Source organism: Streptomyces sp. NBC_00887 (genome assembly GCF_045207585.1).
In genome coordinates, this window is the sequence record NZ_CP108788.1 from 9301290 (window position 1) to 9316436 (window position 15147).

Sequence of the window (15147 nt, forward strand, 5' to 3'; positions counted from 1 at the left end):
GCAGTCGCTGCTTCTCTGGTAGCCGGAGAGTTCTCCTTGGCAGAAGTCGACCGCGCGCTCGTGAGCGGTCCACGCCCCGCACCCGTCACCGTCGCAGCTCGGACCAAGTCGGCCTCCTCGTCCAGCCGTGCGTGGAGGACGTCACAAGGTCTTGGCTCGTGGCGCAATCCTGGACGATGGGCCACGCCCGGTCGCCTGATTTTCATACTGTGGTCCGGACCCGGCCGGGCTGATGGGGGTTCGTGAGCGTCACCAGGTCCGCTCTTCGTTTCTTCACGCGGTTGCTCGATCATCGACGGGTCGGGCCACCCGCTCGTGGAGTGTACGGGCGGTGTCGGGGCTCGTGCCATGTCGCGTGGCGCAGGCCACCCTCCCGGTCCTCCCCACTGAAAGGTTGCGGCGCGTCTGTTGCTTCGGATCGTCCAGCACCCTTGGCGGCTTCCAGGGCGTAGGACGCCCGGTCAGGTGCCCGTCACCGGGTCGCGCCGCGTGAGGCAGTAGACGCCGCCCGCAGGGTCCCGCAGCACCGTCCACGCGGGGCCCTGGCGGACGAGCGTGGCGCCGCACCGCTCGTGCCAGGCCTGCCCCCCGTCGAGGTCCGGGCACGCGATGTCCAGGTGCGCCGAGGCAGGGCGGGCCTCGTCCAGGCGCTGGATCAGCAGGTGCACCGGCAGGTCCAGGTGCGGACGCAGCACATGGAACTCCTCGTGATCACCGGGAGTTGACTCCCATCCCGTCAGAGCCGCCCAGAAGGCGACCTCCGAGTCGAACGCGGCCGGTGCGACATCGAGGCAGAGCTGGTCCAGCCGGCTCTCGGGAACCCCGCGGGCCGCGAGGACCGGCGGGCGGACCTTCTGTCCGCGCCAGGGGACGAGACAGAACCGCTGACCGCCGGGGGAGCGCAGCACGGTCAGTTCCGGCTTCCGTGCCTCCACCACTGCTCCGAGCTCGGTGGCCCGCGCGGCGAACGCCGGCATGTCCTCGACCGCCAGATCCGGATGGGCCCCGCCCGCCCCGCCGACGGCTTGCACCGCCAGGCATGCGTCGGCCTCGTCGGGGAGCAGTGTGATGAACTCGGCCCGCTCGCCCTGCGGCACGGACTCGTGCGTCCCCGTGACCTCGGTCCAGAATGCGCGTGCGCGGCCGGCGGCGGCTGTCGGGCGGTCGATGAGGGCGTACGTCCAGAGGATCACGTCGCTCCTTCGCGAGGTCGAGTTCAGGGCAGGTGCTGTCATCGTGCCAGGGGGCCCGCCCCGCCGGGTCGTTCACCACCCGTTCACCGGTGGGAGTCCGCGCAGGGCTTTCCCCCGGGCATTGCGGGGACCTACGCTCGGCCGCGCAACGATCAACGGGGACGTCGGGGAACGGCGTCCGACAACGTTGTCCAACCTGCGGAAGGTACGACATGCCCCCCAGACCGCCCACGGCCAGGCGCTTCGGTGCGCGAGCCGCCGCGATCGTCATCACCGGCGCGCTGGCCGCTGCCGTCATGCCGCCGGCCGCCCAGGCCGACGCGCTCGTCACCCGACCCACCGCCTATGTGGACCCGCTGATCGGCAGTGCGAACGGCGGCAACACCTTCCCGGGCGCCACCCTCCCGTACGGCATGATCGCCTGGTCCCCGACCAGTACGACCGGCGACCAGACCAGCACCGGAGCGGCGAACGGTTACGAGTACGGGGCCACCCGCCTGCGCGGACTGAGCCTCACCCATGTCAACGGTGCCGGGTGCAATCCGGGCGCCGCGGGCGATGTGCCGATCATGCCGTTCGTCGGAGACGTCACCACGTCGCCGTCCGCCGATACGAAGGACGCCGTGTACGCGGCGAACTTCGCGCACGACAACGAGCGTGCGGTGCCCGGCCGTTACACCCTCGGCCTGGACTCCGGCGCTTCGGCCGACCTCGCGGTGAGCAAGCGCGCGGGCGTGGCCGACTTCAGCTTCCCGGCCGGCAAGCCCGCCAATCTGCTCTTCCGGGTGTCCAACTCCCTCAACGGCAGCGAGGACGCCGAGGTCGAGATCGACACCGCACACCGAAAGGTGACCGGTTCGGTGCTGACCGGGGCGTTCTGCGGACGGCGCGCCAATGGTGGCACCAACAACCGCAAGAGCTACTACCGGCTCTACTTCAGCGCCTCCTTCGACCGGGACTTCGCCTCCACCGGTACCTGGAAGGACGGCACCCTCGCACCCGGTTCGACCACCGCGAGCGGCGGCGAGGGGTACGCCACCGGGGCCGACCGGGCAGGACGCGGGTCCGGCGGATGGGTCGGCTTCGACACCACCGCCGATGACGACGTCCGCATGCGGATCGGGATCTCCTACGTCAGCCAGGCCGGAGCGGAGGCCAACCTCCGCAAGGAGATTGCGCCGAAGTCAGGCGTGGACGACGTCGCCCGGGCCGGATCCCGTGCCTGGGACCAGGAACTGAGCTCCGTACGCACGGGCGGCGGGACCGACGCGCAGCGCACCACCTTCTACACCGCGCTGTACCACTCGCTGATGCAGCCCAACCTGATCAGCGACACCGACGGCCGCTACCCGGGCATGGACGGGAAACCGCACCGTGTGACGCGCGGGCAGGGGGCGCAGTACAGCAACTTCTCCGGCTGGGACCAGTACCGCGCCCAGATCCAGCTCCTCGCCCTCCTCAAGCCGAGGATCGCGGGCGACTTCGCCCAGTCCCTGTACAACTTCGCCCGGCAGAACGGCGGGGTGTGGGACCGCTGGGTGCACGTCAACGGTGCCACGCACGTGATGACGGGCGATCCCACGGCGGCCACCCTCGCCACGTTCTACGCGATGGGCGTACGCAACTTCGACTACGAGGGCGCCTTCGAGTCCCTGGCCCGACAGGCCACGGTGCCCCACCCCGACGGCCTCTCGGACGCCGGGTGCCCCGGCCAGTGCACCGGCCAGCGGCCCAACCTCGCCCAGTACCTGGAGTCCCACTACGCACCTCAGGACGTCTGCCACTGCTGGGGCGGCGCCGCCGAGACGCTGGAGGACGCGGTCGCCGACGCAGCACTGGGCCGCTGGGCCCGGCTGCTGGGGCGTGACGAGGAGGCCGACGCCTTCGACGCGCGCGGCCGTTGGTGGCGCAACGTGTTCAACCCCGAGGCCGGCGACGGCGCGGGGACGACCGGCTACATCCAGGCACGCAACCTCGACGGCTCCTGGGTGACCCCCTTCAGCCCCGGCAGCGACCGCGGCTTCGCCCAGGGCACCAGTGCCACGTACACCTGGATGGTCCCGCAGGACGTCCAGGGGCTGGCGGACGCGATGGGCGGCCGGGACACCGCGGCCAAGAGGCTGGACGCCTTCTTCCACAAGGCGGACGGCTCCTGGTCGGTGAAGGGCGGCGACGCGCTGCGCTACGACCCGACCAACGAACCCGGCATCCACGCCCCTTGGCTCTACAACGCCCTGGGGAAGCCGTGGAAGACCCAGGAGACCGTGCGGGAGATCGTGAACACGGTGTACGGGACCGGTCCGCGCGGTCTGCCGGGCAATGACGATCTCGGCACCATGTCCGCCTGGTACGTCTTCTCGGCCCTCGGCATGTACCCGCAGACGCCGGGCAGCGCCACGATGCTCCTGGGCGCCCCGCTCTTCCCGGCCGCGGTGATCGACCGGCCGCAGGGCAAGGGCATCACGATCAGTGCCCCGGCCGCCGATACGACACATCCGTACATCGACGCCGTCGAGGTCGACGGCCGCCCGAGCGACCGGTCGTGGACCGACGCGCGCCTGGTCACCCGGGGCGGTTCGCTGGACTACAGGCTCGCCGACCGGCCGAACACCGGATGGGCCACCGGACCTGCGGGTCTGCCGCAGTAACCGTCACCCGGGCGCGCCCCGATCCTTGGCGATCGGGGTGTGCCCGTGCGGAACGGACCGACGGGGCGAACGGTCGGGCGATCGGCGGGCGGTCGGGGACCTGATTTTTCTATCGTTGAAAATTATGTATGCACGACCGTTGTTAAGTGTTTGAGGCTGTGGCTCAATGTTCGACTATGTGCAGTGCCTCGCCGTTCGGGGCACTCCGGCTTCTTCGACGAGGACGACGCCTTGATACGACAACTAGCCCGCCCCCGCACGCTCTTCAGAACGCTGGCCTGTACGGCCGCTCTGCTGCTCCCCCTCGGGGCCACCCTGGTCCCGGCCGCCGCCGCGGCGCCCGACGCGGGCACCGCCGCAGCCTCCGCGTTCACGGCCGAGGAGCCGTCGACCGAGGTCCACGGCCTCAAGGGCGAGTACTTCGCCATGTCCGCCCCGGGCGCACGGGACTTCGCCCAGCTCGGCGCCGTGGCGCTCGACCCGGAGATCAACTTCCCCGGGCTCACCGGCGCGTTCGAGTCGGCCACCGGCAAGACCGAGCACACCACCGCTCGCTGGACCGGACAGATCGAAGCACCCGAGACCGGTGACTACACCTTCTCCGCCATCGGCGACAACGGGTTCCGGCTCTTCATCGACGACAAGCCCGTCATCGACCACTGGGTACCGGACTGGGACAAGGAGCAGACCAGCTCTCCGGTCGCACTCAAGGCGGGCGAGCCGCACACCTTCCGCCTGGAGATGTTCCAGGACATCGGCGGGGCCAACATGTTCCTGCGCTGGTCGAGCGCGAGGCTCGCCAAGCAGATCGTGCCCGAGTCCGCGTTCACACCGCCCGCGGACTTCGAGGTCTACCCCGTCGCGCTGAGCGTCGCCGAGGACGGCCAGAAGCTGCAGGCGACCTTCGACAACGCTGTCAGTGACATCGAGGGCGTCAAGGACCACCTCACCGTCGAGGCCGACACGACGCCGATGCCCGTCACGTCGGTGTCCGCGGTGAAGGGCGACCCCAAGTCGCTCATGGTCACGCTGGGCGCAGCCGTCCAGAAGAACCAGCAGGTCAGGTTCGCGTACGACGGTGAGGGCGGCCTGAAGGCCGGCGACGAGACCGTCCCGGCGATCAGCCGCAGGGCGAAGAACCTCTCCACACACCGGCTGCTCACCCCGTGGGGCGAGAAGGTCGACCGCAGGAACCCGCTGCCCGAGTACCCGCGCCCGCAGCAGGTGCGCGACGACTGGAAGAACCTCAACGGACCGTGGGAGTTCGCGGGAGCCACCGCCGGTGAGCAGCCGGTCTTCGGCAAGTCGCTCGACGAGCGCATCACCGTGCCCTACCCCGTCGAGTCCCAGCTCTCCGGACTCGAGCGCCACGAAGACCACATGTTCTACCGCAAGCTCGTCACGGTGCCCAAGAGCTGGTCGGTCGGCAAGCGGAGCAGCGACGACCGTCTGAAGCTCAACTTCGGCGCCGTCGACTACCAGGCACGGGTCTGGGTCAACGGCAAGCAGGTCGCCGAGCACACCGGTGGCTACACCGCCTTCAGCGCCGACGTCACCGACGCCCTCAAGGGCAGCGGCCCTCAGGAGATCGTGGTCGCGGTCACCGACACGACCGGGGCCGACCAGCCCACCGGCAAGCAGTCCGCGAACCCCAGCGGCATCTTCTACACCGCCTCCTCCGGCATCTGGCAGACCGTCTGGATGGAGCCCGTCGCGCCCGCCGCGGTCGACTCCCTGACGACCACGCCCGACATCGACAATGGCCGGCTCGCGCTGAAGGTCAACTCCGAGAACGCCTCCCCGGCAGCCCGGATCACCGCCGTCGCCCGTGACAGGAAGGGCAAGGTCGTCGGCACCGTCACCGGCCCGGCCAACAGCGAGCTGAGCCTTCCGGTCGCCAAGCAGCACCTGTGGACGCCGGACGACCCGTACCTGTACGACCTCGAGGTCACCCTCAAGGACGGCCGCTCCAAGGACACCGTCGACAGCTACTTCGGGATGCGCTCCTTCGGCGTCGCCGAGGTCGGCGGCTACCAGAAGCTGGTGCTCAACGGGAAGCCGTTCTTCTCCCTCGCCCAGCTCGACCAGGGCTTCTACCCCGACGGCCTCAACACGGCGCCCAGCGACTCCGCCCTTGTCTTCGACCTGAAGACGCAGAAGGACCTCGGCTTCAACTCCGTCCGCAAGCACATCAAGGTCGAGCCCGCCCGCTGGTACTACCACGCCGACCGGATGGGTCTCCTGGTGTGGCAGGACTTCGTCTCCGGCAACATCACCGGTGAGAAGGGCCAGAAGGCCTTCCTCGACCAGGGCGCCGAGATGATGGAGCAGCTGCACAACTACCCCTCGATCGGTGCCTGGATCGTCTTCAACGAGGGCTGGGGCGAGTGGGACCGCACCGAGACCGGCAAGATCACCGAGAAGGTCCAGGCCGCCGACCCCTCCCGGGTCGTGAACGCCCACAGCGGTGTCAACTGCTGCAACTCCAAGGGCGACTCCGGCAAGGGCGACATCATCGACCACCACGACTACAACAACACCGACCCGGCCTTCCCGGACGACACCCGCGCGGCGATGGACGGTGAGCACGGCGGCTTCACCCTGCGCATGCCCGGACACATGTGGCCGGGTGCACCCACCGCGATCTACAGCGGTGTCGCGGACAAGGACGCCCTGACCGCCAAGTACGTCGAGAACACCCGCACGCACTACCTGGCGGCAGCCGGCGCCGAACTGTCCGGCTCCATCTACACCCAGGTGACCGACCTCGAGAACGAGCTCAACGGGCTCTGGACGTACGACCGTCGGGAGATCAAGGTCGACCCCGCCAAGGTGCGGAAGATCAACGAGGAGGTCATCGCGGCCGGCGCAGCAGCCGGTGAGCGTGACGAGCTCAAGGGTGGCGGCAGCTGGTCCCTCGACGAGAACACGGGCACCAAGGCCGCCGACAGCGGCCCGAACCACAAGGACCTCACCCTCTCCCAGGGGACGTCCTGGGCGCCCGGAGTGCAGGGATCGGCGCTGAAGTTCAACGGCGAGGGCCAGTACGCCGAGACCAGCGGTCCGGTCGTCGACACCACCGGCGACTACACCGTGTCTGCCTGGGCCTGGCTCGACGCCCTGCCGGGCAACTACGCCACGCTCGTCAGCCAGGACGGCCGGCGCCAGGAGAACCCGTTCTACCTCCAGTACGGACAGGGCGCGTTCGCCTTCTCCACACCGGGCGCCCACCGCGCCCGGCTGGAGATGAAGCCCGAGCTCGGCCAGTGGTACCACGTGGTCGGCGTACGCAGCGGTGACGAGATCAAGCTGTACGTCGACGGCAAACTCGCCGCGACCGCGGCGGCCGGCACCGCCGATGTCAGCACCGGCGCGCTGTCCGTGGGCCGCGCCAAGTGGTCGGGCGCCGACACCGACTTCTGGAACGGCTCCGTCGACCAGGTGAAGGTGTACGACAAAGCGCTCACCGACCAGGAGGTGACCGCGCTCCACGACGGCGAGCAGCCGTAGCGACACCGAAGGCCGGCCCGGCAGCGTGTGCTGCCGGGCCGGCCCTTTCAACGGGTGGTCAGATCAGGGTGCCCAGGGCGCATCCACCGCCCAGGTCGTGTCCTCGGTGAACGTTGCCGGGTTGTCCCAGGCATGACCGCCGCCGGGACTGGCCAGCCACACCTCGGACCCGATGTGACGCAGATAGCTGCCGGGCAGATTCGCACTGGACAGCCGTACCCCGCCCGTACCCGCGACCGCGCACCAGGTGGCATCGGCCTTGAAGAGGGCGGAGCCGTCGTTGGCGTCGCGCCGGACCCGGAAGTCCTGGTGGCGCAGGTACTCGCCGGGATAGTTGCGGGACTCCAACGAGTAGCAGTTGCTGTTCGCCAGACCGGTGACGATCTTCCAGGTGGCGTCGCTCTTGAGCAGTGCGCTGCCCGCGGCGTCGACGACAGCGGTGTAGGCGAGCTGCTGCTGGTGGCGCAGGTACTTGTTGGTGTGGCCGGGCGTGGTGACCCGTAGCGACTTGTACTGCCCGGTGGGCAGGGTGACCGGCGGGGCGGGGGTCTTCGACGCCTGGATGAGGGCCTGGTTGGCGGCCTTGACCCGTGCGGTGTCGACCTTGACCACCTGGCGGTCGTAGGTGAGCAGCCCGTTCGCCTCGTTCTCGACGTCGGTGATCTCCGTGTAGACGGAGGCCGACAGCCCGGCCGGCAGCTGGCCGACGCGCATGCTGTCCAGCAGTCCGACGAAGCGGTTGTTGAGCGCGGAGATGCTCGCCTGGTCCTCGTAGCTGAAACCGCCGCCCGGATACCACTCGTGGCCGGGGACCTTGTATCCCAGACCGCCGAACTCGCCGAGGACGGCGGCCCGGGTCGCGGTGGGCGCGGTGTTGCCCGGACCGACGTAGATGTGGTTGTCGATCACATCGCCGTTGCCGCCGTCGACGGAACCGCAGCAGTTGACCCCGCTCATGTTGTTGACCAGCCGGGACGGGTCGTACGCCTTCACCTCATTGGCGATCCTGGCCTGGTCGTACTGACCCCAGCCCTCGTTCTGGTTGACCCACATGACGACGGAGGGCGAGCTGCGGTGCTGGTCGATGATCGCGTGGTACTCGGCCTCCCACTGGGTACGGGCGGCGCCGTCGGGCGTCTTGCCGGTGTCCATCGCCGGCATGTCCTGCCAGACGAGGAGCCCCAGCTTGTCGGCCCAGTGGAACCAGCGCTGCGGTTCGACCTTGATGTGCTTGCGGACCATGTTGAACCCGAGGTCCTTGTGCGCCTGCAGATCAGACCTGAGGGCGGCGTCGGTCGGCGCCGTGTAGATGCCGTCCGGCCAGTAGCCCTGGTCGAGCGTGCCGCTCTGGAAGACGAACTTCCCGTTGAGGACCGGCCGCAGGATGTTGTCGACCTTCGCGACCGCGATCGACCTCATGCCCGCATAGCTGCCCACCGTGTCCACCACGGCTGATCCGTCGAGCAGTTCGGCGCGCACGTCGTACAGATACGGGTCGTCCGGGCTCCACAGCCTGGGGTTCGGCACGGGCACGGAGATCTCCGAGCCGGGTGTTCCGGTCGAGCTGCCCACCACGGTGCCCCCGCTGGAGACCGTGACCCGCGCGCTGCGCCCGCCTGCGGAAGCCGCCAGTACCTTCACCCGCAGGGTGTTGTTGCCGAGGTTCGGCGTCATGTCCAGCCGGGTGATGTGCGAGGTGGCGACGGGCTCGAGCCAGACGGTCTGCCAGATACCGGAGGCGGCCGTGTAGAAGATGCCGCCGCCCGGGTGCGGGTTCACGTCGTTGATCCGCTGCTTGCCGACGGCCTGGCCGCCGGTCTGCGTCGGGTCGTACACGGAGACCACCACGGTGTTCGAACCGCCGTTGAGCTGGGGCGTGATGTCGTAGGCGAACGAGTCGAACCCGCCCTTGTGCGCACCCACCCGGGTGCCGTTGACCCAGACGGTGGTCTCCCAGTCGGACGCGCCGAAGTTGAGCTCGACGCGCCGGCCGTTCCAGTTGGACGGGACCGTGAAGCTGCGCTTGTACCAGAGCTTGTCGTTCTCGGTGATCCTGCGCTTGATGCCCGAGAGCGCGGACTCCGCGACGAAGGGGACCCGGATCTGATCGGGGAACGCCGCGGGCTGCCCGGCATCGCGGCCGGTCACCGCGAAGTCCCAGATGCCGTTGAGGTTGGCCCAGTCGGGGCGGGTGAGCTGGGGGCGCGGATACTCGGGGAGCGGGTTGTCCACGGGCACCTGGCCGGTCCAGGGCGTGGTCATGGGGGAGGGCTTCGGCGTCCACGCCGCGGCCGCGGCGTCGGAGGGGGCCGCGCCGACGCCGACCAGTGCGGTGGCGACGAGGGCAGGCAGCCCGGTTGCGGCGGCTAATCTGCGCCACCAGGGCACACGGCCCGGGACTCGTACGGACTTCATCTTTTCCTCCTGTGTGGATACCCCGCGCTTTAGCTCGGGGAGGAAACACAGCTCCTGCGGAGCAGGGCAACGAGCTGGGATTCGCCGCCAGGGCGGATCGCAGTGCTGTGACCCGCAGGTTTGGTCTTAAGTCGCGGAACCACTAGTTTGTGAGCGTGGTCACGAACCAGGTGAAGCGGGCGTTCAAGTACCGCTTCTACCCGACCGACGCGCAGGCAGCGGAGCTGTCGCGCACGTTCGGGTGCGTTCGCAAGGTCTACAACCTGGCGCTTGCCGCACGGTCCGAGGCGTGGACGCTCCGTCAGGAGCGGGTCAACTACAACGCCACCTCCGCGATGCTCACCTCGTGGAAGAAGTCCGAGGAACTGGCTTTCCTGTCCGAGGTGTCGTCGGTGCCGTTGCAGCAGACGCTGCGGCATCTGCAAGGCGCGTTCGGGAACTTCTGGCAGAAGCGGGCCAAGTACCCGACCTTCAAGTCCCGGAAGAAGTCGCGAAAGTCTGCCGAGTACACCACCAGCGGTTTCCGCTTCCGTGACGGCAAGCTGACCCTCGCCAAGATGCGCGAACCGCTCGACATCGTCTGGTCCCGTCCCCTTCCCGAAGGTGCGACGCCGTCCACCGTGACCGTGTCGCAGGACTCGGCCGGGCGCTGGTTCGTCTCGATGCTGTGTGACGACATCCCCGTGCCGATGCCCGAGACCGCGAACGCTGTCGGTATCGACGCCGGGATCACCAGCCTGGTGACGCTCTCCACCGGGGAGAAGGTCACCAACCCCAAGTTCGAGCGCAAGGACCGCGCCCGTCTCGCCAGGGCCCAACGGGTGCTGGCGAAGAAGGTCAGGGGTGACGGAGCGAACCGGGCGAAGGCCCGGCGTAAGGTCTCGAAGGTCCATGCCCGCATTGCCGACCGCAGGCGCGACTTCCTGCACAAGCTGACCACTCGTCTCGTTCGTGAAAACCAAACGATCGTGATCGAGGATCTGACCGTACGCAACATGGTCAAGAACCTTTCCCCGGCCCGCGCCATCTCGGATGCGGCCTGGACCGCGATGCGCGGCATGCTGGAGTACAAGTGCGCCTGGTACGGAAGGGACCTGGTTGCCATCGACCGCTGGTTCCCCTCCTCCAAGCTGTGCTCCGCGTGCGGCACGTTGCGGGGCAAGATGCCACTGAACGTCCGTGAGTGGACGTGCGTGTGCGGCACGACCCACGACCGGGACGTGAACGCCGCGAAGAATGTGCTGGCCGAGGGGCTCTCGGTGACAGTCTGTGGAGCTGGTGTAAGACCTCAACGGAGTTCTCCGGGCGGGCAGTCGGCGACGAAGCAGAAAACCCCACGGCGCGAGCCGTAGGAATCCCCCTCCTTCCGGAGGGGGAGGATGTCAACGGTCTGATCTCCTTCACAGGGGGAACTCCCCCGCACCGGTGCGGGGGAGCGGTGCGTCAGCTGCGTCCGGAACGCGTGTCAGAGCAGCTGCCAGAGGTGGTCGTCGGTGCCGTTGTCGGCGAACTGGACGACGTGGGCGCTGTCGGCGGTGGACATGGTGTCGACGCCCAGGACCTTGCCGGAGTGGCGGTTGAGGACGCGGTACCAGCCGTCGCCGTTGGGTACGAGCCGCCAGAGGTGGTCGTCGGTGCCGTTGTCGGCGAACTGGACGACATGGGCGCTGTCGGCCGTGGACATGCCGTCCACGCCCAGGACCTTGCCCGAGTGCAGGTTGCCGATCCGGTACCAGCGGTCGGCGAGCCACGGCGCCCCCTGCGGATCCGCGGTGGGGAACGAGGTGATGCGGAGCCGGGCGGCACCCATCGGGACGAGGGTGACCTCCTCCACCGGCTCTGCGCTGCGTGCCGGGCTGACCTGCAGGGGCGCCACCACGTGCTCGCCGTCCGCGGTCCACTCCGGGATCCTGCGTGCCCGGGCGGTCATGGTCAGCGGGGTGCCTTCGAGCGTGAACGGGTTGTCCCCGGGCGCACGCCGCGTGTGGTGGCGCAGCGAGGAGGACGGGCTGTCCCCGTCCAGGACGAGCCCGTAGTTCCAGGCAGTCGTGGCGTGGACCTCGTACTCAGGGAACTGCTCGGTGCCACCGGTGCGCCGGTAGTCCTCGCCGATCCGGAGCGAGTACGTGAGCGGGCCGCGGTCGACGCTCACCGAGCCGTGGTTGTCCGCCCAGGTGCGCACGCCGGTGCGCTGCGGGAAGCGCAGGGTGACCTTGTCGCCGTCGGCCCAGGTGCGGTCGATACGGGTGAAGGCGGGGCCGGCAGGTGCGGCGACGCTGCGCCCGTTGACCTTGACGTCCGGCTCGGCGCACCAGGCGGGAACCCGGAGCACCAGGGGGAAGCGCAGACTCTTCGGTGAGGTGAGCGCCAGCGAGACGGTGTCCGTGAACGGGTAGCCGGTCTCCTCGGTGAAGGTGACCTCCGTACCGTCCGCCACCTTCGCGGTGACCTCGCAGGCCGCGTACATCGCCGCGGCCAGCCCGCCGTCCGGAGTGGCGAGCCAGAGCTCCTCGACGAAGTACGGCCAGCCCATCCCGTAGTTGTGCGGGCAGCAGCGGTACTGGTCGACACCAGGCAGGTACGCCTGCATCGCAAAGCCGTTCTGGAACTGCCGGCCGTTCTTGGGGGCGTTGTCCAGATCGACGCTGTTGGCACTGGTGACGTAGTGGACCGCCCTGCCCGACGGGTCCAGCGAGGCGGGCAGCGAGTTGAAGGCGAGCTCCTCGCAGCGGTCCGCCCACAGAGGGTCGCCGGTGATCCGGGTGAGCAGCTGGTGGCTCGCCATGAACTCGACGATTCCGCAGGTCTCGAATCCCTGGCGGGGGTCTCCGTGCCCGGGACGTGCGTTCTCGTCCCCGGCGAAGCCGCCGCCCGGGAACTGCCCGTACTGGTCCATGGCCTTGCCGTAGGTCCCGTACGTGTCCTGGGTGTCCTGCGGGGAGCCGCTGCGCAGGGCGTACTGGGCGGGTTCCCGGAACCCCTGCGCGATGTTGACGTTGTGCAGGTTGACCAGGTTGTCGCCCCAGTCGGCACCGTACCGGTGGATCTTGTCGGCGAGATCGAGCAGGAAGGTGTCGCCGGTGCGGTTGAAGAGCCAGAAGACGCTGTCGAGGCCGTCGCCCCAGCGCAGCGCTATCCAACTGGTGTTGAAGGCCCCGGGGCCCTGGGCGTTCATGTAGCGGAAGAACCTGCTGAGGAACGGGATGATCCGGTTGTCGTCGCTGTACTCCTGCCAGGAGCGCAGGGCCTGGATCAGCGGCAGGAAGGGCCAGAAGTCCGGCCCCCCGTTGAGCGAGGTCCGCAGTGACTTCGGGCCGAAGAACCCGTCGGACTGCTGGGTCGTGAGGATCGCGTCGATCCAGCGGCGGGTGGCCGCGAGCGCCGTCGCGTCACCGGTCACGATCGCCAGGTCGGCGTATCCGCGCAGCCAGTACGGGACCTCCTCCCAGCCTCCACGGTCGGGGCGGACCCAGCCGGACGCGTCGAAGTCCAGGAAGTGGGAGAACTCTTCGTAGCGGCCGCAGAGTCCGTCCAGCTGGAGCCGGAGCTGGCCGGCGAGCCAGCCGCGTGCGGTGACCCGGCCCGGCGGCAGTTTGAGAAAGGCCGTCGGATGCAGCGGAGCGGCGTTGGGGGAGTAGTGGCCGCCACGGACGGCCGGCGCCTTGCCGCCGGCGGCGGTCGCGGTGGTGGCCCAGCGGCCGCCCGCGGTCGTCGCGGCAGCCGTGACCAGAGCGCCGGTCATGAGTTGTCTGCGGTTCAGGGGCATCGGTGGGGCTCCGCTTCTGCTCTGCAGGACAGGGAGGTGTGCGACCGGTCAGGACCGCCCCGGCGCATGGCGAAGTCGGCTGCCGCGTACGGGGCCCTGTACGCGGCAACGTACTTGCAACGTTGGAAAACTGATGTCGGCGGTATGACAGCACGCCGTCAAGCCGGTGTCCATAGGTGGCGCAACACCTGATGCCGTCCCGCCCCGTCGGCCGCGCGCCGGAGGTCGCGACGCGGGGCGACACATTTTGGAAACGCATCGACAACTCTCTTGCCGCCCGCGCCACCACGCCTATATAACGTTGTAAACCCGAGCCGCCGAGAGGCCGCACAGGCTCTCACGACCACAGTTTGCGCAGCTGGAGCCCACTTCAGCAGCGGGTCGTGAGGAATGCGGCGGCATCTGCCGCCGAGCGGCCGATCCACCGTCCCGCCATGCCCGACCGCACGCCGAACAGCGTGCCGTCATCCCGCCAAGGAGCGTCCCGCGCATGATGACCCAGCGTCGATCCCGTACCCTCGCCGCGGCCTGCCTGCTCGCCGCCACCGCCACGCTGGCCGTTTCCGGCTGCTCGAAGTCGGAGACCCCGGACAACGCGGGCGGTGACAGCAGCCAGGGAGCCCAGGCGGCCAAGACCCCCGAGGCCAGTTCCGGTGCCGGCTGCTCGCTGAAGACCTACGGAGCGCCGGAACTGGACCTGAAGAACGCCGTGGTCGGCTTCTCGCAGTCGGAGAAGGAGGCCAACCCCTTCCGTATCGCCGAGACCCAGTCCATCAAGGACGAAGCCGCGAAGATCGGCGTCAAGAAGCTGCTCGTCACCAACGCGCAGTCGCAGCTCTCCAAGCAGATCAGCGACATCCAGGACATGCTCTCCCAGGGCGCCCAGTTCCTGATCGTCGCCCCGCTCAACTCCGACGGTCTCGAGCCGGCGCTCAAGGCCGCCGCGGCGAAGAAGGTCCCGGTCCTCACCATCGACCGCAAGGTCAACTCCACGGCCTGCAAGGACTACGTGGCCTTCCTCGGCTCCGACTTCGTCGAGCAGGGCAAGCGCGCCGCCGACGCGATGATCAAGGCGACCGGCGGCAAGGCCAAGGTCGCCATCCTCCTCGGCGCCTCCGGCAACAACGTGACCACCGACCGCACCAAGGGCTTCGTCGACCAGATCAAGGCCAAGGCGCCCGGCATCGAGATCGTCGCCCAGCAGACCGGCGAGTTCGCCCGCGACAAGGGCCAGCAGGTCATGGAGCAGCTCATCCAGTCCAAGCCCGACATCACCGCCGTCTACGCGGAGAACGACGAGATGGGTCTCGGCGCCGTCACCGCGCTGAAGGCCTCAGGCAAGAAGCCCGGCAAGGACGTCAAGATCGTCTCGGTCGACGGCACCCGCAACGCCGTGCAGGCCCTGGTCAACGGCGAGTACAACGCCGTCATCGAGTCCAACCCGCGCTTCGGCCCGCTGGCCTTCGCGACCGCCCAGAAGTTCTACGGCGGCGAGGAGATCCCCGAGAACGTCATCATCAGCGACCGCGAGTACGACGACACGAACGCCAAGGAATCGCTCGGCGGAGCGTACTGACCTCTCCGGTCCCGACGGCCCGGCCGCCGTGGCCCTCTG

7 protein-coding genes are annotated in these 15147 nt (G+C 68.9%); 4 read left to right on the top strand and 3 right to left on the bottom strand.

Going from position 1 to position 15147, the window contains the following annotated elements; translation table 11 throughout:
- Positions 1 to 461: 461 nt before the first annotated feature.
- Positions 462 to 1235, bottom strand: coding sequence for a VOC family protein (locus OG844_RS42340; protein WP_406387968.1), 774 nt, complete (start codon positions 1233 to 1235; stop codon positions 462 to 464).
- Positions 1236 to 1405: 170 nt separating this feature from the next.
- Between OG844_RS42340 and OG844_RS42345 the strand changes: the two genes are divergently transcribed.
- Entirely contained in the window at positions 1406 to 3841 is a 2436-nt protein-coding gene (locus tag OG844_RS42345; RefSeq protein WP_406387967.1) for a GH92 family glycosyl hydrolase, read from the top strand.
- Positions 3842 to 4024: 183 nt separating this feature from the next.
- Positions 4025 to 7351, top strand: coding sequence for a LamG-like jellyroll fold domain-containing protein (locus tag OG844_RS42350; RefSeq protein WP_406387965.1), 3327 nt, complete (start codon positions 4025 to 4027; stop codon positions 7349 to 7351).
- Between the two features lie 63 nt (positions 7352 to 7414).
- On the opposite strand, the gene OG844_RS42355 is transcribed toward OG844_RS42350, so the two are convergent.
- Complete coding sequence (locus tag OG844_RS42355; RefSeq protein WP_406387964.1) at positions 7415 to 9766, bottom strand: AbfB domain-containing protein; 2352 nt, start codon at positions 9764 to 9766, stop codon at positions 7415 to 7417.
- Positions 9767 to 9915: 149 nt separating this feature from the next.
- Between OG844_RS42355 and OG844_RS42360 the strand changes: the two genes are divergently transcribed.
- Complete coding sequence (locus OG844_RS42360; protein WP_406387963.1) at positions 9916 to 11118, top strand: RNA-guided endonuclease InsQ/TnpB family protein; 1203 nt, start codon at positions 9916 to 9918, stop codon at positions 11116 to 11118.
- Positions 11119 to 11231: 113 nt separating this feature from the next.
- Here the strand turns inward: OG844_RS42360 and OG844_RS42365 are convergent, their stop codons facing one another.
- Positions 11232 to 13532 (bottom strand): beta-L-arabinofuranosidase domain-containing protein, encoded by a 2301-nt coding sequence (locus OG844_RS42365; protein WP_406387962.1) that lies wholly within the window; start codon positions 13530 to 13532, stop codon positions 11232 to 11234.
- Positions 13533 to 14022: 490 nt separating this feature from the next.
- Here OG844_RS42365 and OG844_RS42370 point away from each other — a divergent pair, with 490 nt between their 5' ends.
- Positions 14023 to 15108 carry an ABC transporter substrate-binding protein gene (locus OG844_RS42370; RefSeq protein ID WP_406387960.1) on the top strand — a complete coding sequence of 362 codons (1086 nt, stop codon included), beginning with the start codon at positions 14023 to 14025 and terminating at the stop codon, positions 15106 to 15108.
- Positions 15109 to 15147: the final 39 nt, after the last annotated feature.